Annotated in this window: 26 protein-coding genes, 1 tRNA gene and 2 pseudogenes; 15 read left to right on the forward strand and 14 right to left on the reverse strand. The window is 65.8% G+C overall.

Going from position 1 to position 26,582, the window contains the following annotated elements; all coding sequences use genetic code 11:
• Positions 1-382: 382 nt before the first annotated feature.
• From AB4Z47_RS16900 to AB4Z47_RS16930, 7 genes and pseudogenes are all read left to right on the forward strand, one after another.
• Positions 383-739 carry a YciI family protein gene (locus tag AB4Z47_RS16900; protein ID WP_441951817.1) on the forward strand — a complete coding sequence of 119 codons (357 nt, stop codon included), beginning with the start codon at positions 383-385 and terminating at the stop codon, positions 737-739.
• Entirely contained in the window at positions 736-1,911 is a 1,176-nt protein-coding gene (locus AB4Z47_RS16905) for an RNA polymerase sigma factor (protein ID WP_441951939.1), read from the forward strand. The genes AB4Z47_RS16900 and AB4Z47_RS16905 overlap by 4 nt, the downstream gene beginning before the upstream one ends.
• Before the next feature lie 221 nt (positions 1,912-2,132).
• A pseudogene (locus AB4Z47_RS16910) lies at positions 2,133-2,293 on the forward strand (helix-turn-helix domain-containing protein); the annotation flags it as partial.
• A 217-nt stretch (positions 2,294-2,510) separates the two neighbouring features.
• Positions 2,511-3,173 (forward strand): diguanylate cyclase domain-containing protein, encoded by a 663-nt coding sequence (locus AB4Z47_RS16915; RefSeq protein ID WP_441951819.1) that lies wholly within the window; start codon positions 2,511-2,513, stop codon positions 3,171-3,173.
• A gap of 432 nt (positions 3,174-3,605) precedes the next feature.
• Positions 3,606-5,126 carry a class I adenylate-forming enzyme family protein gene (locus tag AB4Z47_RS16920; RefSeq protein WP_441951821.1) on the forward strand — a complete coding sequence of 507 codons (1,521 nt, stop codon included), beginning with the start codon at positions 3,606-3,608 and terminating at the stop codon, positions 5,124-5,126.
• 69 nt (positions 5,127-5,195) lie between these two features.
• On the forward strand, positions 5,196-5,441 hold the full coding sequence (locus AB4Z47_RS16925) for an aldo/keto reductase (protein ID WP_441951941.1): 246 nt from the start codon (positions 5,196-5,198) through the stop codon (positions 5,439-5,441).
• A 335-nt stretch (positions 5,442-5,776) separates the two neighbouring features.
• Positions 5,777-6,259, forward strand: coding sequence for a polyketide cyclase (locus tag AB4Z47_RS16930; protein ID WP_441951823.1), 483 nt, complete (start codon positions 5,777-5,779; stop codon positions 6,257-6,259).
• 414 nt (positions 6,260-6,673) lie between these two features.
• Here the strand turns inward: AB4Z47_RS16930 and AB4Z47_RS16935 are convergent, their stop codons facing one another.
• The 3 genes from AB4Z47_RS16935 to AB4Z47_RS16945 all read right to left on the reverse strand — a co-directional run bounded on the left by AB4Z47_RS16935 (position 6,674) and on the right by AB4Z47_RS16945 (position 8,160).
• Complete coding sequence (locus AB4Z47_RS16935) at positions 6,674-7,420, reverse strand: class I SAM-dependent methyltransferase (protein WP_441951825.1); 747 nt, start codon at positions 7,418-7,420, stop codon at positions 6,674-6,676.
• On the reverse strand, positions 7,417-7,617 hold the full coding sequence (locus tag AB4Z47_RS16940; RefSeq protein ID WP_441951827.1) for a hypothetical protein: 201 nt from the start codon (positions 7,615-7,617) through the stop codon (positions 7,417-7,419). The genes AB4Z47_RS16935 and AB4Z47_RS16940 overlap by 4 nt, the downstream gene beginning before the upstream one ends.
• Before the next feature lie 183 nt (positions 7,618-7,800).
• Positions 7,801-8,160 carry a hypothetical protein gene (locus AB4Z47_RS16945; protein WP_441951828.1) on the reverse strand — a complete coding sequence of 120 codons (360 nt, stop codon included), beginning with the start codon at positions 8,158-8,160 and terminating at the stop codon, positions 7,801-7,803.
• A 934-nt stretch (positions 8,161-9,094) separates the two neighbouring features.
• On the opposite strand from AB4Z47_RS16945, the gene AB4Z47_RS16950 reads away from it, so the two are divergent.
• From AB4Z47_RS16950 to AB4Z47_RS16965, 4 genes and pseudogenes are all read left to right on the forward strand, one after another.
• Positions 9,095-10,582 carry an aminotransferase class V-fold PLP-dependent enzyme gene (locus AB4Z47_RS16950; protein ID WP_441951829.1) on the forward strand — a complete coding sequence of 496 codons (1,488 nt, stop codon included), beginning with the start codon at positions 9,095-9,097 and terminating at the stop codon, positions 10,580-10,582.
• A gap of 283 nt (positions 10,583-10,865) precedes the next feature.
• Positions 10,866-11,075 (forward strand): annotated as a pseudogene (locus AB4Z47_RS16955) (transposase); the annotation flags it as partial.
• Between the two features lie 22 nt (positions 11,076-11,097).
• On the forward strand, positions 11,098-11,826 hold the full coding sequence (locus AB4Z47_RS16960) for a transposase (protein WP_441951831.1): 729 nt from the start codon (positions 11,098-11,100) through the stop codon (positions 11,824-11,826).
• A gap of 106 nt (positions 11,827-11,932) precedes the next feature.
• Complete coding sequence (locus AB4Z47_RS16965; RefSeq protein ID WP_441951942.1) at positions 11,933-12,352, forward strand: IS110 family transposase; 420 nt, start codon at positions 11,933-11,935, stop codon at positions 12,350-12,352.
• Positions 12,353-12,544: 192 nt separating this feature from the next.
• Here AB4Z47_RS16965 and AB4Z47_RS16970 read toward each other — a convergent pair.
• The 5 genes from AB4Z47_RS16970 to AB4Z47_RS16990 form a co-directional block, all read right to left on the reverse strand.
• Positions 12,545-12,617, reverse strand: a tRNA-Ala gene (locus AB4Z47_RS16970).
• Between the two features lie 89 nt (positions 12,618-12,706).
• Entirely contained in the window at positions 12,707-13,801 is a 1,095-nt protein-coding gene (gene sepX, locus AB4Z47_RS16975; protein ID WP_441951833.1) for a divisome protein SepX/GlpR, read from the reverse strand.
• A gap of 273 nt (positions 13,802-14,074) precedes the next feature.
• Positions 14,075-14,725 carry a GNAT family N-acetyltransferase gene (locus AB4Z47_RS16980; protein ID WP_441951835.1) on the reverse strand — a complete coding sequence of 217 codons (651 nt, stop codon included), beginning with the start codon at positions 14,723-14,725 and terminating at the stop codon, positions 14,075-14,077.
• A gap of 12 nt (positions 14,726-14,737) precedes the next feature.
• Positions 14,738-15,994: a molybdotransferase-like divisome protein Glp gene (glp, locus tag AB4Z47_RS16985; RefSeq protein WP_441951836.1), complete on the reverse strand. Its 1,257-nt coding sequence runs from the start codon at positions 15,992-15,994 to the stop codon at positions 14,738-14,740.
• 139 nt (positions 15,995-16,133) lie between these two features.
• Positions 16,134-17,090 carry a UTP--glucose-1-phosphate uridylyltransferase gene (locus tag AB4Z47_RS16990; RefSeq protein WP_441951838.1) on the reverse strand — a complete coding sequence of 319 codons (957 nt, stop codon included), beginning with the start codon at positions 17,088-17,090 and terminating at the stop codon, positions 16,134-16,136.
• A gap of 69 nt (positions 17,091-17,159) precedes the next feature.
• Here AB4Z47_RS16990 and AB4Z47_RS16995 point away from each other — a divergent pair, with 69 nt between their 5' ends.
• From AB4Z47_RS16995 to mscL, 4 genes are all read left to right on the forward strand, one after another.
• Complete coding sequence (locus AB4Z47_RS16995) at positions 17,160-17,768, forward strand: 5-formyltetrahydrofolate cyclo-ligase (protein ID WP_441951840.1); 609 nt, start codon at positions 17,160-17,162, stop codon at positions 17,766-17,768.
• Between the two features lie 69 nt (positions 17,769-17,837).
• Positions 17,838-18,149, forward strand: a complete 312-nt coding sequence (locus AB4Z47_RS17000; protein ID WP_441951842.1) for an FmdB family zinc ribbon protein — start codon at positions 17,838-17,840, stop codon at positions 18,147-18,149.
• Between the two features lie 87 nt (positions 18,150-18,236).
• Positions 18,237-18,902: an SAF domain-containing protein gene (locus tag AB4Z47_RS17005; RefSeq protein WP_441951844.1), complete on the forward strand. Its 666-nt coding sequence runs from the start codon at positions 18,237-18,239 to the stop codon at positions 18,900-18,902.
• Between the two features lie 127 nt (positions 18,903-19,029).
• The gene (gene mscL / locus AB4Z47_RS17010; protein WP_441951846.1) at positions 19,030-19,434 is read left to right on the forward strand and encodes a large conductance mechanosensitive channel protein MscL; all 405 of its coding nucleotides are present in this window, start codon (positions 19,030-19,032) and stop codon (positions 19,432-19,434) included.
• 78 nt (positions 19,435-19,512) lie between these two features.
• On the opposite strand, the gene AB4Z47_RS17015 is transcribed toward mscL, so the two are convergent.
• The 6 genes from AB4Z47_RS17015 to AB4Z47_RS17040 form a co-directional block, all read right to left on the reverse strand.
• Positions 19,513-20,184: an MspA family porin gene (locus AB4Z47_RS17015; protein WP_441951848.1), complete on the reverse strand. Its 672-nt coding sequence runs from the start codon at positions 20,182-20,184 to the stop codon at positions 19,513-19,515.
• Positions 20,185-20,631: 447 nt separating this feature from the next.
• The gene (locus AB4Z47_RS17020) at positions 20,632-21,303 is read right to left on the reverse strand and encodes an MspA family porin (RefSeq protein ID WP_441951850.1); all 672 of its coding nucleotides are present in this window, start codon (positions 21,301-21,303) and stop codon (positions 20,632-20,634) included.
• A 66-nt stretch (positions 21,304-21,369) separates the two neighbouring features.
• Positions 21,370-22,044, reverse strand: coding sequence for an MspA family porin (locus AB4Z47_RS17025; protein WP_441951852.1), 675 nt, complete (start codon positions 22,042-22,044; stop codon positions 21,370-21,372).
• Positions 22,045-22,738: 694 nt separating this feature from the next.
• Positions 22,739-23,233: a MogA/MoaB family molybdenum cofactor biosynthesis protein gene (locus tag AB4Z47_RS17030; protein WP_195044576.1), complete on the reverse strand. Its 495-nt coding sequence runs from the start codon at positions 23,231-23,233 to the stop codon at positions 22,739-22,741.
• 101 nt (positions 23,234-23,334) lie between these two features.
• Positions 23,335-24,753: a S1C family serine protease gene (locus tag AB4Z47_RS17035; RefSeq protein ID WP_441951854.1), complete on the reverse strand. Its 1,419-nt coding sequence runs from the start codon at positions 24,751-24,753 to the stop codon at positions 23,335-23,337.
• Between the two features lie 369 nt (positions 24,754-25,122).
• A complete protein-coding gene (locus AB4Z47_RS17040) occupies positions 25,123-26,577 on the reverse strand; it encodes an ATP-binding protein (protein ID WP_441951856.1) in 1,455 nt (484 codons plus the stop codon).
• Positions 26,578-26,582 lie beyond the last annotated feature (5 nt).

Genomic DNA, 26,582 nt, shown 5'->3' on the forward strand with positions numbered 1-26,582 from the left:
AGCCAAATAAACGAATTCGGCGTCGAGCGGGAGCACTTAGACCATGTCTCACGTCGTTGTAATTCGTTCGATGTGTGCCGTAACCGGTTGTGCCGCATGATGTCTGGTCGTGGTCGATAATGCGCTGTCCGCGGATCTGGAACAGGCCGACACCGCCGACCGCACACGAAAGCGGTCCCGGCAACCGACGTTACCGGGACCGCTTTCACCTGCCACTTGACAGAACAGGCCTACATATCAGTTGTTGCGGGTCAGGACGTTGGTGATGCGCTTGGCCCAACTTCGGCCGGGTCGGCGCTCGAAGAAGTTCTGCAGGAGCTGTCCCCTCCGATGCCTCGCGTTCGTCTCAATGTCGAGAGAAAATCCACCGAAGGAGGCACGCATGAAGTACGCACTGCTCATCTACCCGAAGCCCGGCAGCCACGAGGCTCTCAGTCCCGAGGAGTACGCACCTGTGAACGCGGCATACCTGGCGTTGCGGGACGATCCGAGATGTATCGGAGGAGCGCACCTGCAGGCGGCCGAGACGGCGACGACTGTGCGCCACGACCCGCGGGAGGCGCTGATCACTGACGGCCCGTTCGCTGACACGCGGGAGGTTCTCGGGGGGTACTACGTGCTCGAGGCTTCGGACTTGGACGATGCACTGGAGTTCGTCCAGCGGATCCCCGCAATACGGCTCGGCGGCGCGGTCGAGATCCGGCCACTTGTGGATATCCCGACCGAGGACGCGTTCTGATCGAGGACGTCTTCCGGCGCGAGTGGAGTCGTGTTCTGGCGTCACTGGTCGGCTTCCTCGGCGACTTCGATCTCGCCGAGGAAGCCGCGCAGGACGCCTTCGCGGTTGCGGCCGAGCGGTGGCCCCGTGACGGGGTGCCGCGGCACTCGGTCGCCTGGCTGGTGACCACCGGGCGAAACCGGGCCATCGACCGTCTGCGCCGCGAGCGGACGCTGGCTGACAAGTACCAGCTGCTCCACCACGATCGGGTGGTCCCGCACATGGATGACATCGACCTCGACGACAGCACGATCGCAGACGAGCGGCTGGAGTTGATCTTTACCTGCTGCCATCCGGCACTGGCGGTCGAAGCGCAGGTGGCGTTGACCCTGCGGGCCCTGGGAGGCCTCTCCACGGCCGAGATCGCGCGTGCCTTCGTCGTGTCCGAAGAGACGATGAAGCGCCGTCTCACACGGGCGAAGACGAAGATCAAGGCGACGGCGATCCCGTTCGCGGTGCCCGCCGACCGCAAGCTGCCGGACCGCCTGTCGGCGGTGCTGGCGGTGATCTACCTAATCTTCAATGAGGGCTACACCGAGCGCCCCGAACTCGCCACCGAGGCGATCCGCCTGGGTCGACTCCTCGTCGAGCTGATGCCCGACGAACCGGAGGCGTACGGCCTGCTCGCCCTAATGCTGCTCCACGAGTCGCGGCGCGACGCACGGGTCGTCGACGGCGAGCTGATCCCGCTCGCCGATCAGGACCGCTCCCGACACGACCGCGAGAAGATCGATGACGGCCGCTCCGCGCTCGACCGGGCGCTGTCGCTGCGCTCGAACGGCGGGCCGTACGTGCTCCAGGCAGCGATCGCGTCGCTGCAGTCCGAGAATGACATCGACTGGCACGAAGTCGAGATGCTTTACGAGACTCTCGAACGTCTCACCGGCTCGCCCATCGTCGCACTAAACCATGCGGTGGCGATCGCCGAGGCGGGCGCACCTGAGCGAGCACTCGAACTCGTCGACTCGCTCGACCTCGACAGGTACCGTTACCTTCACTCCACCCGCGCCGAGCTGCTGCGCCGCTGCGGCCGCGCCGACGACGCACACGAGGCGTACACGCGGGCACTTGGGCTGGCCACGACGGAACCCGAGCGTCGGTTCCTCGCCCGCCGGCGGTCGGACCTCGGCTAACCCGCGAACTTCGACGTCACAATTCGGCCCGCAAACGAAGCCGTAGACGACCGATTACAACCTGCGTCCCACGGCTGGCCCTAGATGCTCCGGGGCAGCGCAGCCGAGATTTCAACCAAAGCGCCGACGTACCGCAGCACGGAGCGGTCACCCACGCTTGGCGCAGGCGCTGGGGCCGCGGTGTCACAGGCGACTGGCGACCTACGAAAGGACCAGCCCTCGTGCACCACCGAAATGCGCCACAGTCGTTTGAAGGCTGTCGGCGTCTCATCGATCGCTGCCGAACCAGGCCGATCGCGCACGTTCAGCCGAGATGGGCATTTCGCGGGCGTGCGCGTCGAAGTGGGTGAACCGTTACCGCCGCCACGGCGAGCTCACGCTGGGTCTCGCCGGAATCGGGGTGCGGCACTGACGGCCCGATCAACTCGGTGTGCTCGATGTGGTGGGTTCGCTACTGGCCCAACTGCGGGCGCGTGCGATCGCCGAGGATCGTCTGCGGTACCCCACCCTGCACGACGATCTCACCGGTCTGGCCAACCGCAAGGCCCTACGCGATCATCTGGAGGAGCGGCTTCGCGCCGGCCGAGGGGCCGATCGCGGTGTTCCACATCCATCTGGACCGCGTCGGCGCACTCTCCAGCGTGCTCAGCCGTAGTGCCGGTGAAACCTATCTCCGCACGATGGCGACCCAGCTGCGCGAACGTCTGGGTCCTGCCGACGTGATCGCCGGGATCGGTGGCAACGAATTCGTCGTCGTAGCAGCGGAACCGACGGATTCCGCAACCGCGGAACAGGCGGGCGGGGCAATTCAGCGGCTGTTCGGACGACGCGTCGCGATCGGCGGCGAGGTGGTGGAGGACAGCGCGAGTGTCGGTGTGGCGGTGGGAATTCCGGGTACATCAGTCGGCACCGTGCTGCACCGCGCGGATCGCGCGCTGCTGTCGACCCGCGCCGCGGGCGGCAATATCGTTGCGGTGTTCACCGACGCCCTGCGCGCCCGGCTCGAACTGCAGGATGATATCGAACTCAACCTGCGCCCAGCGCTTGCCGACGGTTCGCTGGTGCTGCACTACCAGCCCGAGGTGGAACTGCGGACCGGCCGCATCACCGCGGATGGAAGCGCTGGTGCGCTGGCAGCATCCGACCCGGGATTGCTGCCACCCAGCTCGCGCCGAACGACTCTACGCGTGTTGTCCACGACCTCGTGTCCTCGGCGTCGTCGTCGACCAGGTTATCGACAGGGCGGTCGACGAGCGCAATAACGTTGCGCGACAATGCGTCTTGATCGACAAGTGACTGCACGACCATGCCCGATGTGGTCAGCGTGGATCACACCGTGACCGGTCGGCCGCGACGGCATGCGGGCTGTTGCCTGCGATCGAGACCATCACGCGGGTTCCGAGAACCAAGGAACAAGCATCCTTTCGAATCGCGTGACAACTCGAATGTGTCCTGGATACGATCCCGACAGCGTCTTCGGGACCCGCGACTGATCGCGGGACGGTGGGCACCTGTGCGGTAATCGCCTTTTCCCGAGCCCGAGCATCAGTGCCTGCACGGTTGCGACCAGCGAGAGATATGAATGCAGAAGAGATCGAACCGCTGGCCCCGTGATCTGGCACGCATGGGGACATCGACCATCCGGTACGCCGGGCAGATGGCTGCGGTAGCGGCCAGGATCTAGGGAGACGCCGATGACCATCCCTCACCCCCCGACGCTGGCCGGCCTTTTGGTCGGGCACGCCCGGGACCGCGCCGGATGCCGCGCGATCAGCGCGCCTGCGGGGTCGCAGACCTATGCGGAGTTCGCCCGGGACGTGGCGCGAATCGCGGACCGGCTGCACGCTGCCGGTCTACGCCGGGGAGACCGGATGGCAGTGCTCGCGCACAACGACTTGGCCTACGTTCAGCTCGTCTACGCCGCCTCCTGGGCCGGCATTGTGCTGGTCGGTCTGAACTGGCGGCTGACGGCGGCCGAGCTCCGGGCCGTTCTGGAGGACTGCAACCCGTCCCTGCTCTTCGCCGATCGGGAGTTGGCATCGGGGTTGGACCCACGGTGCCCAGTGGTCCGGCTGGATGGACCCGAAGGCTCCGAATTCGAGCGCTGGTATGCCGCAGGGGATTCCGGCTACGCGCCGGATGCCGATCAATCCGACGAGTCCCTCGTCCTGCTGGCCTACACGACCGGCACCACCGGCGAGCCCAAGGGCATTCAGCTGGTCGAGCGAAATCTGCGGGAGATGGCCCAGCAGGCCGCGGCAGCCTGGGCGCTGTACCCGGAGATGAGGTACATGGCCTGCCTGCCGATGTTCCGTATGAGCGGGATGAGCTCGGTGACGTGTTGCGTGCACCTGGGCGGCGAGGTGGTCATCCCGTCGGGGTCCTCGGTCGCCGCGATCGCCGGCGCCGTCGAGGACCGAGGTGTCACCCACACCAGCCTGGTGCCGACCCTGCTGGCCAGTCTGGTTGCCGAGAACGCCGCCGCGACCTTCGACCTGTCCAGTCTCGAGGTGATCATCTACGGCTCCGCGCCCTCGAGCAGCTCGCTGATCGACGAGGCGATGGAGATGCTGCCGCAGACCGGCTTTTCGCAGGGTTACGGCTTGACCGAAACCTGTGCCGGGGTGGCGGTCGCGCCGGTCTTGCGCCGGGGGGAGGTCGACCGGCATCCGGGGAGCGTGGGCCGCATCCACCCCAGCTGCGAGTGCCGGATCGTCGATGTTTCCACCGGTTGCGACGTCGGCACCGGCGAGGACGGCGAGATCTGGCTACGGACCGCGCAACTGACCACAGGATACTGGAACAAACCCGCGGAGACCGCGGCCGCGATATCCGCCGACGGCTGGTTCCGCACCGGCGATATCGGGATGATCGACAACGACGGATTCCTCTACGTCCACGACCGGCTGAAGAACATGATCATCATGGGCGGAGAGAACGTCTACTCGGTCGAGGTCGAGAACGCGATCGGCGCGCACCCTGCGGTGCTCGAGGCCGCCGTCGTCGGCGTACCCCACCCGCACTGGGGTGAGACCGTGAAAGCGGTCGTGGTGCTGCGCCACGGTCAGGAGCTCGACGAGACAGAACTGCTCGGCTGGCTCGAGGGTCGGCTTGCCGGCTACAAGCGCCCGCGGATCGTCGAGTTCGTCGGTGATCTTCCCAAGGCGGGCAGCGGCGAGATCCTGAAACGTGAACTCAGACACGGCAAGGGCTGACATGCCCGAAGTGGCTGCCGCAGCTGCAGTGGAGGTCCGCGCGACAGCCCAGAGCCGATAACGGAATACCTGGCATTTCGCCGACTCGGGGACCCGAATTCCGCGGGCGCGCATCGCAAGAGCCTGCACGGTACGGTGGAAGCCACTCTCCGGCAGCTGAATACGGACCACATCGATCTGCTCCAGCGGCACGTATGGGACTTCACGACCTCGGTCGAGGAAATCCTGTATGGCATTCCGGCGGCCGGTCGCCACTGGTCGCGCTGCGAATCGTCCGGCTCGGAGATCCGACCGGAAGCGACAGTGAAGATATGAACGAGTGCCTCCGGCGGTTCCTCAACGCAATCCCGCTGCGCGGCTGCGATATCCGAGAAATGAACGAGTGTCGACAGCAGCTTGGCAGGGGAATGTCCCTGCGCGGCTGCGACATCGGCTGCCGAGTTCTACGCATCACGCCGCGGAGGGTTATCCGCCGGCGTGCGGGAATGATATCCGAACGACGGGGCCGAAAAGGGATGACGTCCATCGAACTACGTTGTCCCGAACTATATCTCGGACCACGCGGCACGCCGGGGGCATCCCTGACCTCTCGTCGGTGGCGATCACCGAACCGCCTTTTGGATCAGCGTCCGCTCGACGATTGTGCGAGGATGAATCCCATGACTGAAGAACGGTTCGAGGTCCGACGGGAGATCGCGGCACAGCCGGCCGAGATCTTCGCCTTGCTGTGCTCACCCGAAGGGCATGTGTCGATCGACAGCACGGGCATGCTGCAGTCCGCAGAAGGCGAAGCCATCACCGCCGTCGGAGATGAATTCGTCGTGCATATGGATCGTGAATCGCTCAATGACTTTCCCGCGATGGGAAAGTACGACGTCACGGTGACCATCACCGCATTCGAAAAGGACGCCCATATCGCGTGGACTGTATCCCGAGAGGGCCAGGTGCCGATGATCGAACACCGCTACGGCTACCGCTTGGAACCCAGCGAGATCGGCACCTCGGTGACGTCGTACTACGACTGGAGTCAGATCCCAGCGACCTACCGCGACATGGGAATCTTCCCGATTCTTCCGGAATCCGTGCTGCGGGCCTCGCTCGGCCTGCTCGCCAGGGCCGTGGAGAAGAAGTAGGCGATCAGCCAGGCTGGTGGGCATCGTCAGCAGGTGCCTACCGCGCCGAGGAATTGCTGCCAGATGAGGTTCCTGCGGTCGGTGATAATTCGGAGAAGTCTCCGAACAATACGGCGGCAAGTGGGTTGCACACCAGAAGATCCGAATCGGTCGACAGCGCCGATACCGGACAGTCAGAAATCCGGTCCGTTGTCCGGAGCAGGCTGGAGCTCGCCAGCACAGGGACATATCCTCGTGGAATCAGCGATCCGGCAAGCAGTCGCACTGCGAGCCCCTGAAGGCGATCCGATCAGCGGTGCGATCCATCGCTCGGATGCCGAGATTGCAATGCACCGCAGTGAAACGCTTCGAAACACTGAGCCTTTCAGACCCACTGCCCTCGACCGGGTCGGTCGGCGTTGTGAAAGTGCCGCGCTACTTGGTTGCGACAATGACGGTTCTGCTGTCCAGGTCCACCGGACGGCCATGCAAGTCGCCCGCGAATGCCACGTGGCCGAATCCGGCTTCGTAGATTGCTGTCTCAAGTTGTGGGCGGGAATACATGTGGAGCCGACCCTGTCGGGACCATCCAGGGCGCTTCCAGTGTTGGTTGATTTCCTGGGTGGTCCAATCATATCGAGTGTGACCAACGAGATCGGACCGTTGAACGAGCTGCGTACTGATCAATTCGCTGCCGTTGCGTGCACGATGCTCGAAGCCTTCGAGGGTATCGATTTCCATGACGAGCTTGCCCCCGGGCACGAGAACGTCGGCCCAGGCCGCGAGGGCGGCAAGGTCTTCCTCGCGGGTGTCGAAGAAGCCGAAGCTGGTGAACAGGTTCAGAATTGCGTCGTATGGACCTGCGGGTGGCGTTCGCATATCTGTCAGGACGAAGGTGCAGTCAGGATATCGACGGCGGGCGTCGTCGAGTTGTTTCGGCGAGTTATCTATACCGACGACGCGATAGCCGCGCCGACTGAGCGGCCCGGCGTGACGGCCGAACCCGCAAGGGACATCGAGTATTCGCGCTCCGAGGGGCAAACGGAGCAGTGCGACAATCGCCTCGATCTCGCTCTCGGTGTCATCGTATCTGCCTAGGATGGTGAATGTTTCGCGGAAGCCTTCGTCGAAGAATTCATCTGCCCAGTTCTCTCGCGTGATGTGTCCGGAATTGGTCATCATGACCGGCCGGAAAAGTCTGTGACCCGAGATGAGCCACGGCGTAACGGCGGGATCATGCCACTGCCCTTCGGGACGATCTTCTCCACCGCCATACCGAGAGCGTGATCCACCACGTCGAGCGGGTCGGCCGGTTCCGATAGCGGAGCGTGACGCACGCCCGAGGTCGGGCTCGTCGGCTGCTCGATCGAAATCTTCATCGCTGGTTCCTCGAAAGCTCGATGGCCGTATTGCGATTCATGGCTGTAGAAACAGTGCGTTCGGTCCACGCGAGCATTGAGCTGTCCGGCCGTCACCGGACGCACGTACGGTCGGATAGTTGCCGCCGGGGGCGTAGCTCCCCGGTAGGGGAGCTACGCCGAACGGCTACCACGAAGCGCGGATCACTTCTGGTCGAGATCGACCAACTTGCAGACACACAGCGTTACTGTGTGGGCGAGAATGCCGCCGAAATACTGGGTGCAGAACTCCGCGTACCCGACCGGATCGCACTGGTGCGCATGCCACGCCGAGTCCACTTCCAGATCGTCGGGCAGGTAGTTGCCCTGCATGCCGCTGGCCCGGAAGCGCTCGAGCGACCGCTGGTAGCGGGCTACTCGATCGTCGATCTGCTCCTCGGTCAACGCCGCGGAGCCCGGCCAGAACAAGTGGCCCCAGCGCAGGTTCTCCTTGAGGTGTGTCGTGTCGAAATCCGCAGCAGGTACTTCGGTTTCAGCCGATGCGGCCGCGATACTAGTCGTCATAACCCGAACCCTCGATTCGCTTAGAACTCACTATGTCGGCCGACAAGTCTCCAGAAGTGCTGGAGTAATTAGAGTTTGATGTGTGGCAGATCACTAGTCAAGGGTGGGTTTTCCATCTTTGGGAGAGGCCATGCATGAACCTGTGTGCGACTCAATCGATTTGACCTACTATTCGGAGCCCAGGCGGGAACTCGTAGCTCGCCGGCTCCTCCGGAGTCATCCAGCGTCTGCCGACAACCAGAACGACCTGATCGTGTGCGCTGAACCGACAGGGCGCGGAGTCGCCGGGGAAGCGCTGACCGATGATGTAGAGGTGAGCGGTCTCGAACGGGGCAACTGGATCGGCCCCACCCGCGCCAGACGCACCCCAGTGGCAGGCAACGATGAGCACTGGAGGCCCTCGGCCCCGAACCCGTGACGGTTCGGAGTCGTTGCAACACCCCGTTGGAGTGAGCGTAGATGGTCGTCGAAAACTCCGGTGGGGGTTCGCCATCCGAGGGTTTTGATCTCGGTGGGTGTTGGGGACTCGTCGATCGCCATGGGTGCTGTACCGGGTGAGTAGGTCCGGTCGGTCGATCGTGCTGAGGTCGGCGCCGCTCGCGGGAGCGGCCCCTTGCAGGATGACCAGCGCGTCGGTGATCTCAGGGAATCACTCGATGACTGGGTAAGTGTCGGCGACACTCATGCGGATTCCGTTGCGGATGAGTGCGGCAGCGGAACAGCCGTGTACGACGATGCTGCCGCGTCGGGTGCTGCTTGACTCTCAGCGGTATCGGAGGTCTCGTTGTCTGGCTGGTTGGCAGCGACGAATGATCTTGCGGCCCAGGAAGGGAGACCACGTTGTCGCAGAACCACCAACGATGACAAGGACTCGCCTGATGCGGATGGGCTGACCGAGCCACCGCTGACCCACACGATAAGACAAGGACCTGCTATGAGCGGAGACGGCACGCGCACCGTCGGCGCACAGGAATTTCTGGCCGACTATCCGGAGTACATCACGACAACAGTGCTCGATGATCTCCGGGCCACCGAGTACGCATATCTGGATCGCAATCGGGACGTCTATCTCGACTACACCGGCGCGGGGCTGGCCGCAACCACCCAACATCAGGCACACAACGAGTGGATCTCTGCGGGCTGCCATGGCAATCCGCATTCGGACAACCCGACCTCACGGGCGGCGACGGCCGGGGTCGAGACTGCTCGGGCGTCCGTGCTCGCCCATTTCAACGCTCCAGCGCAGGACTTCACCGTGATCTTCACAGCGAACGCCACGGCGGCCTGTCGATTGGTCGGCGAGGCCTATCCCTTCGGCCGCGCGACACGTTTCGTCCTGACAGCCGACAACCATAATTCGGTCAATGGCATTCGAGAATTCGCCCGCTCGAGGCGGGCTCGAACGGAATACATCCCGATCGCGGGTTCCGAACTACGAGTGACCGAGTCTGCCGTCCGCGCCGCGCTGGAGCGCCGCACGGTGCAGGAATCACTATCGATGGCTATGGTGAACGGACGAGAAAGCAGCCGTGGGTTGTTCGCCTATCCGGCGCAGAGCAATTTCACCGGTGTTCAGCATCCGCTCGACTGGGTCGATATCGCACACGAGCATGGCTTCGATGTATTGCTGGACGCCGCAGCCTATCTGCCGACGCATGAGCTAGATCTCGCCGCCGTCCGAGCCGATTTCGTTCCCGTGAGCTGGTACAAGCTTTTCGGCTATCCGACCGGAGTCGGTTGTCTGATCGCCCGCCGCGACGCATTGTCCAGACTGCGGCGGCCCTGGTTCTCCGGCGGCACCATCCAGGCCGCCAGCGTCCAGGGAGGTTGGCACGCACCGGCCGCGGGATCTGCCGAATTCGAGGACGGCACCGTGAATTTCCTCGCCATACCGGATATCGAACATGGCCTCAACTGGCTGCGCGGGGTCGGCATCGATGTGATCGATCGGCGTACCCGCTGCCTGACCGGATGGCTTCTGGATCGGCTCCTGTCGCTCGAGCACGACAACGGGGCTTCCATGGTCCGAATCTATGGCCCGCGCAATATGATCAACCGCGGCGCGACGGTCGCGCTGAATATCCTCGACCCCTTCGGGGCCATCGTCGACGAGCGTCTGGTAGCGCGAGAATCCTCGGCGGCAGGGTTTTCGTTGCGCACGGGCTGCTTCTGTAATCCCGGCGTTGGGGAGGCCGCCTTCGACATCGGTCGGCCATCCTTGCTTCGCCTGTTCAAAAAGTCGGCTCTCTCGATCGATGCGTATATCACCGAACTCGGCCTGCCCACCGGTGGTGCTCTCCGCGTCTCCTTCGGGATCGCCTCCAGTTTTCAGGACGTCCAGCGATTTGTCGAATTCGTCGACACCACATACCGCAACCGTCCGTGTGAGACGCAGGGCCTCCCGCCACGCGAGAATTGCTGAGCTGTGCGCATTTCTCACCGAATCGAAAACGCGGTGCGCCTCTGATTCGGTCGATTTCGTGGAGGGTTCCGCGGAAGCGGCGAAGCGGTGCTGGCCTGCTGCTAGCCCGTGTCTCAATAGTGGGGTGAGTGGTGGGCGCCGCTGCGGGGCGCCCATCACTCGAGAGATTCGAATGATGTTGCCTGCGTCAGTGTGTCGGTGAGCAGATCGAGCGAGGTCTCCGGTATCTGGATTAGCGACCAAGCAACACCAGAACACCGGAGACCTCGTGACCAGCGTATCGGTGACGAGGCGAGCGGACCTGACCGACGCCCAGTGGGCGCGACTGGAACCGCTGCTGCCTCGTGGCAAGAAGACAGGACGCCCACCGAAATGGACCAAACGGCAGCTCATCGACGGGATCCGGTGGCGGACCCGTATCGGATCACCATGGCGGGACGTGCCCGAATGCTACGGGCATTGGAAGACGATCTACGCGCTGTTCCGGCGGTGGCAGCGAGCGGGGGGTGTGGGCGGTGATCTGGAAGATGCTGCAAGCCTTCGCCGACGCCGCCGGAGCCATTGTGTGGGAGGTGAGCGTGGACTCCACCATCTCACGGGCACACCGGCACGCCGCCGGTCCCCGCCACGACGGTCACCGCCAGGCCGAGCCGCCCGGCGGGGGTCGCCGACGTACCGGCCGATCACGCCCTCGGGCGGTCGCGGGGTGGCTGGAGACCACCAAGACCCACCTGACGTGCGAGCAAGGCCGCAAGGTCTTATCTATCGTGATCACCACTGGTCAGCGTGGTGACAGCCCGCAGTTCACCGCGGTGCTCAACGGCATCGCGGTGCCGCGCCTCGGGCGGGGCCGCCCGCACACGGGGCCAGGGCGGGTGCGGGCGGACAAGGCATACAGCTCTCGCGCCAACCGTGCTCACCTGCGCAGACACGGGATCAAGGCCACGATCCCGATCAAGGCCGACCAGGTGGTCAACCGTAACAAGAAAGGCTCGGCCGGCGGACGACCATCGGCTTTCGACGCCGAGGACTACAAAAAGCGTCACAGCGTGGAATGCGGAATCGGCCAGCTCGAGGAAACCGTGCCGTGGCAATCAGATACGACTGTGAGGATGAAGGGGTGCCGCCTCGGGCGGTGGTCTGACCCGCGTTACGACTGGCCATCGGGCCCTGAGTTTGATCTGTCGAGCACTGTTCGGGGCGGTGCTTGCTGCCGCCGGACCGGGGCCGATGTGTCCCGATAGGGGCCTTGCCGCAAGGCACCGTCACAGTCCTGACCATCCAAAACCCGGTGCGGCGTCGGCCAGCCCCGTTCCGGATCCGTCAGGAGACAACCGACCCGTGCCCAGCATGCCGCAAGACGCCCCCTCCGACTATGCCGACACCAGCGACGAAACGGTGGTGCTGGGTGTCGATACCCACAAAGATACCCACGTCGCCTTCCTTGTCGGCGTTCAAGGAAACGCGTTGGGGCACATTAGTTTTTCTACAACATCCGCCAGCTGTCGACAGCTGCTGGCGTGGGCGAAAAGCTTCGGCACCCTGCGACGCGCCGGAGTGGAAGGCACCAGCTCCTACGGCACCGCGCTGACCCGCTACCTTCAGGAAGCTGGCTTGCTCGTCTTGGAGGTCAACCAGCCCGACAAGGGAAATCGGCGCCGCCGCGGCAAGACCGACGTTATCGATGCCGAGGCCCGGCTACGCGAACGCGGCGTCCGCACTTGCGACACCCACGGACGAACCCGATCCTTACACGCCGCACAACAGTGAGCAGTCCACCCAGCCAGCCGACCGGACCCCAACGACTCCCGACGTGATCAACACCAGAACCAAGCAAGACACCTTACGGGACTAGAACCCAAAAATGGCCACTGACCAGGGACAATACGAAGGAGCTCGAAGCCTGCTCCCAAGCACGTCCGATGCAGCCCCCAGATCACGGCCATCATTCGAATTGAATTGTGGAGCTAAGGGGAATCGAACCCCTGACCTTCTCGATGCGAACGAGACGCGCTACCAACTGCGCTATAGCCCCGTGCGGCTCCGGGGAACCGCGCTGTGACACTGTATCAGGCCACCGGCGAAGTCTCCGAATCGGCGGGCCGACCTGCGCGGATGGTGGTGCTACTCGCCGGCGGCGCGGCGGATGTCGCCGCCGGCGCKGGTGCGCAGGGCGCGGGCGGTGGCGGGGTCGAAGGGGTCGAGGTGGTCGAACATGGGATCTTCGTCGTCGGGCTCCACGAGTGCGGAGCGGCGGCGGAGGGCGCGGGCGGTGTCGCGGTCCATGCTGCCGTGCGGTGCGCCGGCGCCGGCTCGGCGCGGGCGGTGGCCTGCGTCGCCGAGTTGCTGGCCGCGGGTGAGGCGGGCGGCCCGCCTGCGGCGGATCTCCTCTTCCATTCGTACCTGCTTGCGCAGGTAAGCGAGGTAGCTCACCAGCACGACCATGGCGAGCCCGGAGGCCCACCACAGCAGCGGGGTGAACACGACCGCGAGGGCGCCGCACAGGATGGCCGCGAGCACGAGGCCGAGCACGGCACGTTGACGGAAGGTGTAGCGGGCCGCGCGGGCGATGGCGTCGGCCTCAGGGTCGAAGCCGCCGCGGCCGCGGCGCGTGGGGACGAATTCGGTGTCGTCCGAATAGCTTTCGTCGTCTTCGTCGTCGGTCAGGCGGGCGGGCGCGGCGGAGCGCGCGGGCGGGATTCTGGCCGAGGACGGTCCGGGGTGGTATTCGCCCACGCCGTCATCATCGGTCGCCTCGTCGTTCCGCGCAGCGACTTCGGCGGCTTCGTCGTCCTCCGAGTCGTCGTCCTCCGAGTCGTAGTCGTCCGGTTCGGCGGCCTCGAGGTCGACGTCGGCTGCCTCGATGTCGTCCAATTCGGCGTCAGCGATGTCGAATTCCGCGGCCTCGGCGGCCGCGGTGGTGTCTTCCTCGTCAGTCTCGGTGACGGGCTCGTCGGCCGGTGTTGTCATCCGGTCCTCCGCATCATCGCTGTGGGAATACTTTCTCGGTACGCGGCGGGGCCGCCAGTTCGGGTCGGTTTCGTGCCCGGCAGCCGGGCCTTTCCTGAGACGTCGTTTGCCTCCACCACGGTGCAGGACCCTGGTCGCCAGCGCGGCGTCGGTGGTCCGGCGGATTCTCGGGTGGCGGTCGGCGAGAATCGGGAACAGGACGAAGACCCAGAGCACGACCAGACCGATCCACAGGATCGAATTCGGCATCTCGGTCAAGCACCTCCGTCCCCGCCTGGATTTGTCCGGCTCGGCCCGCGAGCGGTGCGTAACACGCCCCGCGTCCGTCCGGTCTCCATCCGACGCAGCGGCGTGGACGCCCGTCGCCTCGCAGGCTCCCTGCCGATGACGCAAGACGCACCATCGACGTCCGTAGGCTAATTCCGCGTAGCGGCAAGATCCGGCAGGCGCGCCGTGCACATCCGCCACACCCGTCACATTCCCACCACTCTCACCGCGCCTCGGTTCACCGGCGCGCCGGATTCACTGCAAGGCGGCGCGCCCCTCCCGAACCAGCCGGTCCAGAACTGTTCCGGCCACCTCCTCGACAGTCAGACCGACCAGCAGGTGATCCCGCCACGCACCGTCGACGTCGAGGTAGCGCCGCAGCAGCCCCTCCTCCCGGAACCCGACATTGCGCAATACCGCCTGGCTGGCCATATTCTCCGGTCGCACGGTCGCTTCGACCCGGTGCAGGCCGACCGGACCGAAGCAATGATCGAGGCCGAGCGCCAGCGCCGCGGTCGCGACCCCTTGTCCGCTGAGGTCCTTGGCGACCCAGTAGCCGATCCAGGCCGAGCGCAGCGCGCCGCGCACGATATTTCCGATGGTCAGCTGCCCGCTGAACGCGCCGTCGACCTCGATCACCAACGGGATCATCGCGCCACGCCGCGCCTCCGCCTTCAGGCTCGACCACAGCGAAGGCCAATTGGACGCGTGGTTGCGCGCCTCCCATGCACCGCGACCGGTCGGCTCCCACGGCTCGAGATGTGCCCTGTCGCGCACACGAATTCGGCTCCACGCCGCTGCGTCGCGCAGCCGCACCGGGCGCAAGGTCACCTGTCCCGCCGCGACACGGACCGGGCCGAGTCGCGCGGGCCACCCCGGATGCTGCGTGGCCCGGAAGACGTTCATCGCTTCCACGTCTCAGCCACGCTGTGCGAGAAAGGCGACCTGAACCTCGTCACCGGTGCGGATCTCGATGTCGTCCGGGTCGATCACGATCAGGCTGTTCGCCTCGGCGAGCGTCGCGAGCAGGTGCGAGGACGAGTTCGTTGCGCCGAGGGGCTGCACCAGGTAATCGCCGGTCGCCTCGTCGCGCATGAGCTGTGCCCGCAGATACCCCTTGCGCCCGGCCATGGAACTGATCGGCGTGATGGTCCTGGCCCGGATGATCCGGCGCATCGGATGCCTGCGCCCCAACGCGATTCGGATCAGCGGTCGCACCATCACCTCGAAGACCACCAGCGCACCGACCGGGTTGGATGGCAGCAGAAAGGTCGGCACCTCGTCGCGACCGAGCTTGCCGAAACCTTGCACCGATCCAGGATGCATGGCCACGCGGGTGATTTCGAGTTCACCCAGCCCCTCGAGCGCCTCACAGACCTGCTCGGAGGCCCAGCCGCCGACCGCGCCCGCGATGACGACGACCTCGGAGCGCACCAACTGCCCCTCGACGACGTCGCGCAGCCTGCGCGGATCGGAACTCACGATGCCGACGCGGTTCACGTCCGCGCCCGCGTCGCGCGCGGCCGCGGCCAGCGCGTAGGAATTCACGTCGTACACCTGCCCCGGGCCAGGTGCGCGATCGATGTCTATCAGCTCGCCGCCCACCACGATCACCGACAGCCGCGGACGTGGGTGAACCAGCACCTTGTCCTGCCCGACCGCGGCGAGCAGACCTACCTGGGCCGCACCGATGATGGTTCCCGCGCGCACCGCGACGTCGCCCGGCTGTACGTCGTCGCCGATGCGCCGCACGTAATCGCCGGAGCGCACCGGCTCGTACACCTTGATCCTGGCCCGCCCGCCGTCGGTGAAGTCCAGCGGGAGCACGGCGTCCGCGAGAGTCGGCATCGGTGCGCCGGTGTCCACGCGAACAGTTTGACGCGGCTGCAGCCGAATCGGCTGACGCGATCCGGCCACCACCTCGCCGACGACGGGGAGCGTCAGGTCGACGAGATCACCGTCCTCGTTGCGGATGTCGGCGCCCGCGGAGGCGACGTCGACGCTGCGCACCGCGTAACCGTCGATCGCGGCCTGATCGAAGCCGGGCAGCGGCCGCTCGGTGACGACGTCCTCGGCGCACAGCAGGCCCTGGGCCTCGGAAATCGCGACCCGAACCGGCCGAGGCGCGACCGCCGCTGCGGTCACCTTGATCTGCTGATCCTCAACCGAGCGCATCCAGCCCTTCCTGATCCTCTCCGCACTCCATCCGACTCCGCCGCATCGTGATCGCGCGGCGAAGCCGCGTTCGCGCGCACCGCGGTGAACCCTCATTCGTACCCGACGGTCCACGCTCGGCGAAACCCGACCGGACCCGTCAGTCGTAGGTCGTCAGCTGCGGATCCCAGTCCGGACCGAGGCGGTGCTGCAGCCACTCCCGTAGGGCCGGGCCGTATTCCTCGCGTTCCAATGCGAAATCGACCGCAGCACGAAGATAACCGCCCGGGTTGCCCAAATCGTGGCGCGACCCACGGTGCACTACGACGTGTACCGGATGCCCCTCGGAGATGAGCTGTGCGACGGCGTCGGTGAGTTGCAGCTCGCCGCCAGCGCCGGGCTCGATGCGGCGCAGCGCATCGAAGATGGCGCGGTCCAAGAGGTATCGGCCCGCGGCGGCGAAGGTCGATGGCGCGTCGGCGAGGGCAGGCTTCTCCACCATTCCGTTGACGCGCAGCACATTCGGGTTCACAGCGTCGGGCACCGTCGCGACGTCGAACACACCGTAGGCGCTGACTTCGTTCTTCGGTACGTCGATGGCGCACAGCACCGTTCCGCCGCGCTTGCGACGCACCCGGCTCATCACGTCGAGCACACCGCAGGGCAGCACGAGGTCATCCGGCAGCAGTACCGCGATCGCGTCCTCGTCGTCGTCGAGGACCTTCTCCGCCTGGGCGACCGCGTGACCGAGCCCGAGCGGCTCCTCCTGCACGACGGAAGTGACGTCGAGCAGTCCCGGCGCCTTGCGCACCTTCTCCAGCAGGTGGAACTTCCCGCGCTCGGCGAGCGTGCTCTCCAGCACCAGGTCCTCGACGAAGTGCGCCACCACGCCGTCCTTGCCAGGGGAGGTGACCAGCACCAGCCGCTCGGCGCCCGAGCTCGCGGCCTCGGTGGCGACCAGTTCGATACCGGGGGTGTCCACCACTGGAAGGAGTTCCTTGGGCACCGTCTTGGTCGCGGGCAGGAACCGTGTTCCGAGCCCGGCCGCGGGCACCACGGCCGTGCGGAAGCACGACACCACCGCGGTGTCACCAGGCTGTCCAGCCTTTGCTGTCATGCGCATACCCTATCCGTCCATCACGCCGCCGGATCGGCATCGCGCCGACCCGGGTACCGGGGTGAGCCTATGGTGATCACCGTGGAGATGCCCGACGAGCGCGACAAACATGCATGGCGCGCCGAACTGCTCGCCCGGCGGGCTGTGGTGAGCGCCACGGAACGGGAGCACGAGGCACTCGAGTTGGCCGCGGCGGTCGGCTCGCTCGGCGCGCGCGAGTGCGTCTGTGCGTACGTGCCGGCCGGGAGCGAGCCTGGGTCGACGGCAATGCTGGACGCGTTGCGGGCGGGTGGCGCGCAGGTAATGCTGCCGGTCACCGGTCCGCCCGGCCCGCTGAGCTGGGCCGAGTACGCCGGGGAGGAGACACTGCGCCGAGCGCGCTATGGACTGCTGGAGCCGAGCGGTGCGGTGCTGCCGCCTGCCGCTGTCGGGCGGGCCGAGCTGATCCTGGTCCCCGCTCTCGCCGTCGACCGGCGTGGCGTCCGCCTCGGACGCGGCGCCGGCTACTACGACCGCACGCTGTCGGCCGCACGCCCAGACGCCCGGCTGATCGCGGTGATAAGAGACGACGAACTCGTCGACCTGCTGCCGGAGGAACCCCATGATCTGCGCATGGGCTGGGCCCTCACTCCGCATCACGGACTGCAACGACTGGGTGGCGATGTGGCCGCGGAATGAAACACCGATTGGCGGTGTTGGCACTGTCGGCTGTAGAGTGCCAGTTTGACGAACCCGCGGGAGGATCCTGTGCCAACTTACTCGTATGCGTGCACCCAGTGTGATAACCGCTTCGACATCGTTCAGTCCTTCTCCGACGAGGCCCTGAGCGTGTGCTCGGAGTGCTCGGGGAAGCTGCGCAAGCTGTTCAACTCGGTCGGCATCGTCTTCAAGGGCAGCGGCTTCTACCGGACAGACAGCCGCGGCGGCGCCTCCACCGCGAGCGAGCCCGCCAAGTCCGACAGCGGCTCGAGCAGCTCGTCCCCTGATTCCAGCTCGTCCTCTGATTCCAGCTCGTCCAGCAGCTCCTCCGCGTCGACCAGCACCGCTGTGGCCAGCTGATTCGACGGTTTTCCACAGCCGTTCCACTATCCACAGCCTGCCGTTCGCCAGGCCGGGCAGGCATACGCCCGGCCATAGGATTCGGCCATGACTCGCGCACTCGCCGACCTCGGCCGGGGCGGCTGGAACCCGCCGTGGCAGCGCCCGCCCTGGGCTGACGCCCTGCTCGCCCGTCGGCTGCTTGCCGCCGCTCTCGCCGTACTCGCGGCCTTCCTTTTCTTCCGCGGCAACCCTGGCGCCGAGCGAACGACGGTCGTCGTCGCAGACCGTAATCTCGCGCCGGGACGTCTTCTGGAAGCCGGCGACCTGCGCTCGGCGCCGCGCGAAGCGAGCACACTGCCCGCAGGCGCGGTAGCCGATCCGTCCGCGCTGATCGGTGCGACACTGACCGGCGCCATGCACCAGGGCGAGGTCTTCACCGACCTGCGAGTCGTCGGTCCACGGCTGGCCGCGGCGGCCACCGGCGCGCGAGACGCCAGGATCGTTCCGATCCGCCTGGCCGATACCGCGGTCGCCGAAATCCTGCGCGCGGGCGACCGCGTCGACGTGGTCGGCGCCGAGGAATCGAATGGACCCGGCACCCGACCGGCCAGAACTCTGGCTGCCGACGCCGCCGTCATCCTGGTCTCCAGCCCTGGCGACGGGCGTAGCGCCGCCGAACAACGCGTGGTGCTTGTCGCGATGGACGCCGAACACGCGACCGCCGTGGCCGTCGCCTCGCTGCGCACGGCGCTCACCGTCGTCTTCCATTGACCGAGGACATACCGATCAGTTGAGTTAACCCGCAATTTGCTATTTAGATCATCTAGCATCTGGAATACCGGCAGGCGGGGCCGCCGAGCACGACTGGTCAGCTCCACACGAAGAGGAGACATCGGCAATGCTCAAGGGTTTCAAGGAGTTTCTGTTCCGCGGAAATGTCATCGACCTGGTGGTTTCCGTGGTCATCGGCATCGCTTTCGTTGCGATCATCACTGCGTTCACGAATGCCGTCATCAATCCGATCCTCGCCGTCTTCTACGGCAATGACGAGAAACATATCGGTTTCTGGCTGATTGCCGAAAAGCCGGAGACATTCGTTCAGGTCGGTCCGATCATCACGGCTGTACTCAACTTCCTCATCATCGCCGCAGTGCTGTACCTCGCGCTCGTGCTGCCCGCGACGCACCTGAAGAAGCGGTCGCGGCCCGACGACACCACACTCACCGATTCGGAGGTGATGATTCAGATCCGCGACCTGCTCACCGAGAGCCAGACCAGCGGGGGCGGCCGGCACGAGTTCTGAAATTTCCTGCGCCGCAGGATGAAACGGGCCCGTCGTGACGACGGGCCCGTTCGCGCTGTGCGGGTGGGTGTTCGGCGCTCAACCGAGACTGAATGGCGCTCCCCACAGCGTCACCCAGGTGATGACGTTTTCGGTCTCCACTTCGACGCTGACGAACGCCCGCGCCTGTGCGTAGCCGCCGCAGCCGGACAGGCCGATGGTCTCGTCCGTCCAGGTGACCGAGCCACTGTCGCCCCTGAACCGGACACGCTTCTTATGCGACTCGTTGCCGAAGTCGTCCGCCTGCTCGAGGTCGAGCACATAGAACGACTTCGCCTGGCCAGGGCCGAGCGACAGAATGCCGCCCGTATTCGCACCGGCACTCGGCCGCACGTTCTGCCCATCGCTCCAGTTGACACCGCCGTCGACACCGCCGGTGGCACCACCGCCCGCGATATTGACCTGGCATCCCACGGTGTAGCCGGGGAAGATGGATCCGCCTGCCGCGCCGGACAACTCGACCTGAGCACTGCCGGACACCCACGCATTGCGGTGCACCGGTGTCGCACCGAGCGACGGACTGAGGGTGGCGGACTCGCCGACCAGCCGAATCGTCACCACGGTGCCGTCGGACAGCGTCTTGGTGAGCTCGCCGCCCGGCAGGGGGACAAAGGTGTCGGCGTCGGCCGCACCGGTCGATAGCAGACCCATAGTGACGACCGCGGACGCGCACAGCCCGGCCGCGCGCGCCAGCTTCTTACGATCGATCATGACGTAGTTACCCCTCGGAGGATCGAGTTCGCTTCAGCGAAAAGAGATTTCAAGGATCTTACCGACGTCGGCCGATGCTGAACGGCATCCCGTAGGGGGCGACCTTCGCATAACGCTCGCCGACGATCTCGACAACCCGTGTGCGACCGCGCTCGGGCATACCGGCGCAGCCTTGGATCCGGATCTCGACATCCTGGCAATCCGTGAATGTTCTGTCCACCAAGCGATCTGCCGACCATCGCATTGTCGCGCGATTTCGGACAAATGCCGCCATACGGTGTCAACCGGACTTTTCAGGAACTTTGAGCAAGTTGTTTCGAAAAGCAAGCGATGCCGTTAGCATCGCGGGTGATGTTCTGTGGCAATCGATTTCACAAGGAAATGGGGCCGTCGCAGCTGCGACGGCCCCATTTCCTTGATATCTGCGGGTCTTTCACCCGCGTTCGCTCAGCCGAGGCTGAAGGGCTGGCCCCACAGCGTCACCCAGGTGATGACGTTGTCGGTCTCGACCTCGACACTGACGAACGCCCGCGCTTGCGCGTAGCCGCCGCAGCCGGACAGCCCGATGGTCTCGTCGGACCAGGTGACCGAGCCGCTGGTGCCCTTGAAGGCGTTGCGAGTCTTGTGCGCCTCGTTGCCGAAGTCGTCGGCCTGCTCGAGATCGAGGACGTAGAAGGACTTCGCCTGGCCGGGGCCGAGCGTCAGGTTGCCGCCGGAGTTCGCGCCGACGCCGCCGGTGACACTCTGTCCGTCGCTCCAGTCCATGTTGCCGTCGACACCGCCGGTGGCGCCGCCACCGGCGATGTTGACCTGGCAGCCCACGGTGTATCCCGGGAAGATCTTGCCGCCGGCCGTGCCGGACAGCTCGACCTGGGCGCTACCGGACACCCACGCGTTGCGGTGCACCGGGGTGGAGCCCAGGGACGGGTTGATGTTGGCCGACTCGCCGACAAGACGAATGGTCACCACGGTGCCGTCGGACAGCGTTTTGGTGAGCTCGCCGCCAGGCAGAGGGACAAAGGTGTCGGCATCGGCCGCACCGGTGGAGAACAGGCCCATGGCGATGGTGGCAGCGGCGCCGACACCGGCCATCCGTGCCAACTTCTTACGGTTGATCATGGTTGGTACCCCTCGAGGGTTGAGTCCGCTTCAGCGGGAAGTTTGTTCGTTTGGATTCGACAGACGTCAGCCGATACTGAAGGGCATCCCGTAGAGGGTGGTCTTCGAGTAGTGGTCGCCGATGATCTCGACAACCGTGTAGGCACGCGCCTGGGCGTAGCCCGCGCAGCCCTGGATCTGGATCTCCGCGTCCTGGTACTCGACCGAGTAGACACCCGGCTTGAGGATGTCCTTGTAGTCGATCTGAACGAACTTGACTTCACCGGGGCCGAGGTTGAGGCCGATCGAGCCACCGGCGCTGGCGCCGCTGAGGTTGACGCTACCGGACACGCCCGCGGAGATCGCGTCGTCGGCGATGCTGATCTGGCAGCCGACGACGTAGCCGGTGCTCAGCTGAGACGCGCCGTGGGTGGAGGAGTTGTTGGTGCCGGGGCCTCCGGCCGGACCGTTGTTGGGGCCGACGGTGCCTTCCGGCGTGACGGAGACGTCGGCAGCGGCGTTGCCCGACACCCAGACGACGCGACCAGCGCCGTTTGCGGCCATAGAGGGCGAAATCAGCGCACGCTCTCCCGTCCGCGTGATCGTCACGCCAGGCCCCGCCTTCTGGCCGTCCGGCAACGGCACGAAGGTATCGGCATTGGCAGCACCGGTCGAAAGCAGGCCCATGGCAACGGCCGCGGCAGCGCCGACGCCCGCGACGCGGGCACCGCGGCGCACACCAATGGTGCGGTTCTCGCTCATACTTCCCCTCATCAGGTTAAAACAGTCAACCTCGACCATCGAGGCTGGACAGTGGTCCTCTCAGGCCCAGCTCAGTGTTTCGCTCCATTGTTGCCGACGTGTAACCGGCTGTTATTTCGGCGCAACGGTCCAGCTGGCAGTGGAACCGAGCCGGGTTCCGCCAGGCCGCCACGCACGCGTAGTACCCGGGCCTTCGGGGTCCAATGGTGGTGGCTCGATGGCGACATTAAACGCTCGATAACCGCACTGCAACGTAGGGTTTCGTAAAGTTCAACGTGATGTGGACCACAGTTGCGAACATCTGAATATGGCGTGACGTGCATGAATGCCGGACCACTCTGCCGAGGTCGACGCATTCGCTCGAGAATCGACACCGAAGCCCCAGTGATCGAGTACGGGACGAAGCCGTAAAGATCTCGCGGTAATTACTTTGATTCGGAAGTAATTACGGGTGGATCACGAGGCGAGGGGCCGCAAATACGTAGCTACTACGTAGATAACTGGGCTCAACCGTGATGCGGAGGAACCTGAGCGCGCAGCCAATCGTCAGAGGACCGGCCGTCGTCGCGGTCGTCGCCGCGCTCGTCGCTCGTGGTCTCGGGGAGAGCATCCCCGAAAATCTTCGCGAGACGCGCAGCATCCCTCGCCCGGCGCGCCGCCGGGCGAGGGTCGTCGGAGGGCATGGCGGCTGTGATTATTCGACCAATCCGGACAGCTCACCGATCACCCTGCTGGCGAGCGGCCCGAGCGTGGCCATACCGTCGCGAATCGCGGACCGAGTGCCAGGCAGATTGACCACCAGGGTGCTTCCGGACACGCCTGCCACCCCACGGGACAGACCCGCGTCCAGCGAACCCGCTACCCGTCCGGAGGAGCGCAGAGCCTCACTGATTCCCGGCAGTTCACGGTCGAGCACTTGCGAGGTGGCCTCCGGCGTGACGTCGCGCGGGGACATACCTGTGCCGCCGACCGAGATCACCAGGTCGACACCGCCGATCACCGCGGTGTTGAGCGCGTTGCGGATCTCCACCTCATCGGCCTGCACCGACACCGACGCGTCCACGAGGAAACCCGCCTCGGTGAGCAGCTCGGTGACCAGCGGGCCGAGCGAGTCAACACCTCCATGCGCCGTTCGATCGTCGACGACCACCACCAGAGCACGCCCCGCCACAGGAGCATCGATTTCCATGCTGCTCACCGTAGCGCCTGCGTCGAGCAGCTCGGCGGCCGCGCCGAGAACGTCGGCGTCGACCTCGACCAACTGGGCCCGTCCACCGGGTAGCACTCGCATCATCGGCCACCGTCCGCGGGCGCGCCGGTGAGGGTGACCTCGACTGTCTTGGGGTTGTTGCCTTGTTCGTCGGTGTAGGTGATCTTCACCTTGTCTCCTGGTTGGTGGGAGCGGACCGCGGCGACGAGAGCGTTCCCGGAATCGATCGGCCGGTCGTCGACCTTCGTGACGATCGAGCCGGCGGGGATTCCCGCCTTGGCGGCCGGGCCGTCGGGCGTGGGCTCCAGCACCCTGGCGCCGGTGACGGTGTCCTGCGGCCGGATCTTGATGCCGATCTGCGCATAGGTCGCGTGGCCGGTCTTGATCAACTCGTCGGCGACCCGCCGGGCCTGGTCCACCGGGATCGCGAAGCCGAGGCCGATGGAGCCACTCTGCTGTCCGCTCGTCTGGTCGGCCCCCAGACTGGCGATGGCGGTGTTGATGCCGATCAACTTGCCGCTGCCATCGACGAGGGCACCGCCGGAGTTGCCCGGGTTGATCGCGGCGTCGGTCTGGACGGCGTCGATCACCGGCTGCGCCGCCGTCGGGCTCCGGTCGCCCTCGCCCATGGTGGAGACCGGGCGGTTCAGCGCCGACACGATGCCGGTGGTGACCGTGCCCGCCAGGCCGAGCGGCGAGCCGATCGCGACAACCGGCTGGCCGACCTGCAGGTTCGCCGATGTGCCCAATTCGATCGGGGTCAGGCCGGACTTGCCCGAGACCTTGACGACCGCCAGGTCGGAGACCGGATCGGCGCCGACCAGCGTCGCAGGGGCGGTACTACCGTCGGAGAACCTGACCTCCATCTTGGCATTCGGGCCGCCACCCGAGGCCACGTGATTGTTCGTCAGGATGAGGCCGTCGGAGGACAGCACCACCCCGGAGCCCTCGCCTTCCGCCTTGCTGCTCGCCACCTTGATCATGACCACGCTCGGCAGTACCTTCTGCGCTACCGCCTGGGTGGATCCGGCCGGAGTGTTGGAGACATTGCCGATATTCGGCTTCGGCGCATCCAACGCGTTGACGACCGGTGCGCGCCCGTCATCGTTGCGGGTGCTCAGCGCCCCGACCGCGCCGCCGAGACCACCGCTGAGCAGAGCGAGCGCTACCGCGCCGACGACGAGGCCGGTGCGGAACGGGCGGTGCGGAACGGCAGGATGGGCACCGTAGGCGGCACCCTGCGAGGGGTCGAAGGGCGCGGCGTACTGCGGGCGTGGGAACTGCTGGGTCGGATCATGCTGCGGCGGGTACTGCGCCTGCGGGCCATAACCGTGGCCGTGCGCCTCCTGCGGCTTGAATACTCCGCCGTGCGGCGCGTATCCGGCCGCACCGAACGGAGCGTCTGCCGGTGCGCCGTGGATCTGCTCGGTCGGCTGGTGGTCCGATCCAGCGTTCGCCGTCCCCGGCTCCTCCGGGCGATCCTTCGAATCCTCGGTCATGGACTCCTCGTTTCTGCTCACGTCTGCCCCGACCAGCTTGACGACGACGACTGAGAACGGACTGAGACCGCGCTTTCAGTTTTCCGAGATCTGTCCTTGCGTCCCGGTGGCACCACCGGACCACAGAACTATCGGCAACCCCTCATCCCGTCGGAAAGTACGATACGCAGATCCGGAGCCACAGCCCCTTCCCCGTCTCGGCGATACGCCACCGCGTTGTGAAAGCAAATCTCGGGTCGATCCCCGAAATACCTTACTTTCGGTAAATATATTCAGTACCGGCCTGATCATTGCTGGAGAAATTGGCGGCCTCGGCACTTCGTTCCACCGCGACGGGCTCCGCCGGCCACCTGACGCGATTCACCTCGGTCACTCGGACGCGGGTGCCCCAGCCTCGCCCGGCAACACGATGCGGACCAATGTGCCACCGCGATCCGAGGTATCGATGACGATGGTGCCGCCGTGTTTTGTCACCACCTGCTTCACGATCGCCAAGCCCAGGCCAGAGCCCGGCAGCGACCGGGACGACGTAGTCCGATAGAAGCGCTCGAACACCAGCTCACGCTCCCCCGAGGCAATTCCGGGACCTGCGTCGTCGATGGACAGCTCGAGCAGACCCGGACCCGTCTCGCGCATACCGACATGGACCGGCGCGCCGATGGGGTTCCACTTCGCCGCATTGTCGAGAACGTTGAGCACCGCGCGCTCCAGACCCGCTTCGTGCCCATAGACGAACCACGGACGCAGTTCCGCGACGAACTCGATTCCGGTCCGACGGCGCCGGGCGCGCTCCAGTGCGCGCTCGGCCACCTCCCCGAGATCCACGCGCTCGTAGACGGTTTCCGGTGCATCTTCGCGAGCCAGGTCGACCAGGTCGCCCACCAGCGTCGACAACTCTTCGATCTGGGCGATGACATCCGAACGCAATCCGGCCATATCCTCATCCGGTATTCGAGGCGCGCCCGGACGGCCGGATGCGATGAGCAGCTCCATATTCGTACGCAATGACGTAAGCGGCGTACGCAATTCGTGCCCGGCATCGGCGACCAGCCTGCGCTGCCGATCGCGCGACTCGGTCAAGGCGCGCAGCATGGTGTTGAAACTCTCGGTGAGTCGGGCGAGTTCGTCGTCTCCGGTCACGGGGATCGGCGTGAGGTCGTCAGTTCGCGCGATCCGCTCGGTCGCCGCGGTCAATCGTCCGATCGGGCGCAATCCGGTGCGGCCGACCGCAGTGCCTGCCGCGGCGGCCAATACTACACCGCACGCGCCGACCACGATCAGCAACCAGGCGAGCCGGTCGAGCACCTCACGGGTCGGATCCAGCCGCTGGGAGATAACCAGCGTCGCACCGAGGTTGGTCCGGACGGCCAGCACGCGCTGGTTGCCGACCGTTCGCAGCGACGAGCTCGCCTCGCCGTGGGCCACCGCGAGCTCTTGCGAGCCAACCGGCGGATCGGTCGATTGTGGCGGCGAATACGGCTTGAGGTCGGGAAAAATCAGTGCGATACCGGTGTCGTTGTAGAAGGCGGTGGCGACCATCAGATTCTGGATATTGAATCCGTACGGGTTGCTGGCGATCACGGCACTGGCCCGGTTACGCAGCTGGGCGTCCACGTCGGCGTACAACGCCCGCGCCACCAAGGCGTAGGCCGCGATCGAGGTCACCGCCACCGCGATCGCCACGACGGAGGCAGCGAGCAGAGTGACCCGCCAGCGCAGCGAGACCGAGCGGGTCAGCGGCATCGGCGGCCGCATGTCGGCGGGCTCCGGCGGCCGCTGGCCGATCGCAGCGACCACCGGGCGTTTGGGACCTGTTCCTGCCATGACCG

It is taken from the genome of Nocardia sp. 2TAF39, assembly GCF_052114905.1.
GTDB lineage: Bacteria > Actinomycetota > Actinomycetes > Mycobacteriales > Mycobacteriaceae > Nocardia.

Bases quoted from the DNA above. Each gene is read 5' to 3' on its own strand.
- AB4Z47_RS16980 (WP_441951835.1), bottom strand. From the start codon at position 14,725: ATGAACGTCTTCCGGGCCACGCAGCATCCGGGGTGGCCCGCGCGACTC.
- AB4Z47_RS16940 (WP_441951827.1), bottom strand. From the start codon at position 7,617: ATGAAGATTTCGATCGAGCAGCCGACGAGCCCGACCTCGGGCGTGCGT.
- AB4Z47_RS17030 (WP_195044576.1), bottom strand. From the start codon at position 23,233: ATGGAAATCGATGCTCCTGTGGCGGGGCGTGCTCTGGTGGTGGTCGTC.
- AB4Z47_RS16995 (WP_441951840.1), top strand. From the start codon at position 17,160: ATGGTGATCACCGTGGAGATGCCCGACGAGCGCGACAAACATGCATGG.
- AB4Z47_RS17040 (WP_441951856.1), bottom strand. From the start codon at position 26,577: ATGGCAGGAACAGGTCCCAAACGCCCGGTGGTCGCTGCGATCGGCCAG.
- AB4Z47_RS17020 (WP_441951850.1), bottom strand. From the start codon at position 21,303: ATGATCAACCGTAAGAAGTTGGCACGGATGGCCGGTGTCGGCGCCGCT.
- AB4Z47_RS17015 (WP_441951848.1), bottom strand. From the start codon at position 20,184: ATGATCGATCGTAAGAAGCTGGCGCGCGCGGCCGGGCTGTGCGCGTCC.
- AB4Z47_RS17005 (WP_441951844.1), top strand. From the start codon at position 18,237: ATGACTCGCGCACTCGCCGACCTCGGCCGGGGCGGCTGGAACCCGCCG.
- AB4Z47_RS16900 (WP_441951817.1), top strand. From the start codon at position 383: ATGAAGTACGCACTGCTCATCTACCCGAAGCCCGGCAGCCACGAGGCT.
- AB4Z47_RS17025 (WP_441951852.1), bottom strand. From the start codon at position 22,044: ATGAGCGAGAACCGCACCATTGGTGTGCGCCGCGGTGCCCGCGTCGCG.
- glp (WP_441951836.1), bottom strand. From the start codon at position 15,994: ATGCGCTCGGTTGAGGATCAGCAGATCAAGGTGACCGCAGCGGCGGTC.
- AB4Z47_RS16935 (WP_441951825.1), bottom strand. From the start codon at position 7,420: ATGATGACCAATTCCGGACACATCACGCGAGAGAACTGGGCAGATGAA.
- AB4Z47_RS16965 (WP_441951942.1), top strand. From the start codon at position 11,933: ATGCCGCAAGACGCCCCCTCCGACTATGCCGACACCAGCGACGAAACG.
- AB4Z47_RS16930 (WP_441951823.1), top strand. From the start codon at position 5,777: ATGAATCCCATGACTGAAGAACGGTTCGAGGTCCGACGGGAGATCGCG.
- AB4Z47_RS16920 (WP_441951821.1), top strand. From the start codon at position 3,606: ATGACCATCCCTCACCCCCCGACGCTGGCCGGCCTTTTGGTCGGGCAC.
- AB4Z47_RS17035 (WP_441951854.1), bottom strand. From the start codon at position 24,753: ATGACCGAGGATTCGAAGGATCGCCCGGAGGAGCCGGGGACGGCGAAC.
- AB4Z47_RS16990 (WP_441951838.1), bottom strand. From the start codon at position 17,090: ATGACAGCAAAGGCTGGACAGCCTGGTGACACCGCGGTGGTGTCGTGC.
- AB4Z47_RS16945 (WP_441951828.1), bottom strand. From the start codon at position 8,160: ATGACGACTAGTATCGCGGCCGCATCGGCTGAAACCGAAGTACCTGCT.
- AB4Z47_RS16950 (WP_441951829.1), top strand. From the start codon at position 9,095: ATGAGCGGAGACGGCACGCGCACCGTCGGCGCACAGGAATTTCTGGCC.
- mscL (WP_441951846.1), top strand. From the start codon at position 19,030: ATGCTCAAGGGTTTCAAGGAGTTTCTGTTCCGCGGAAATGTCATCGAC.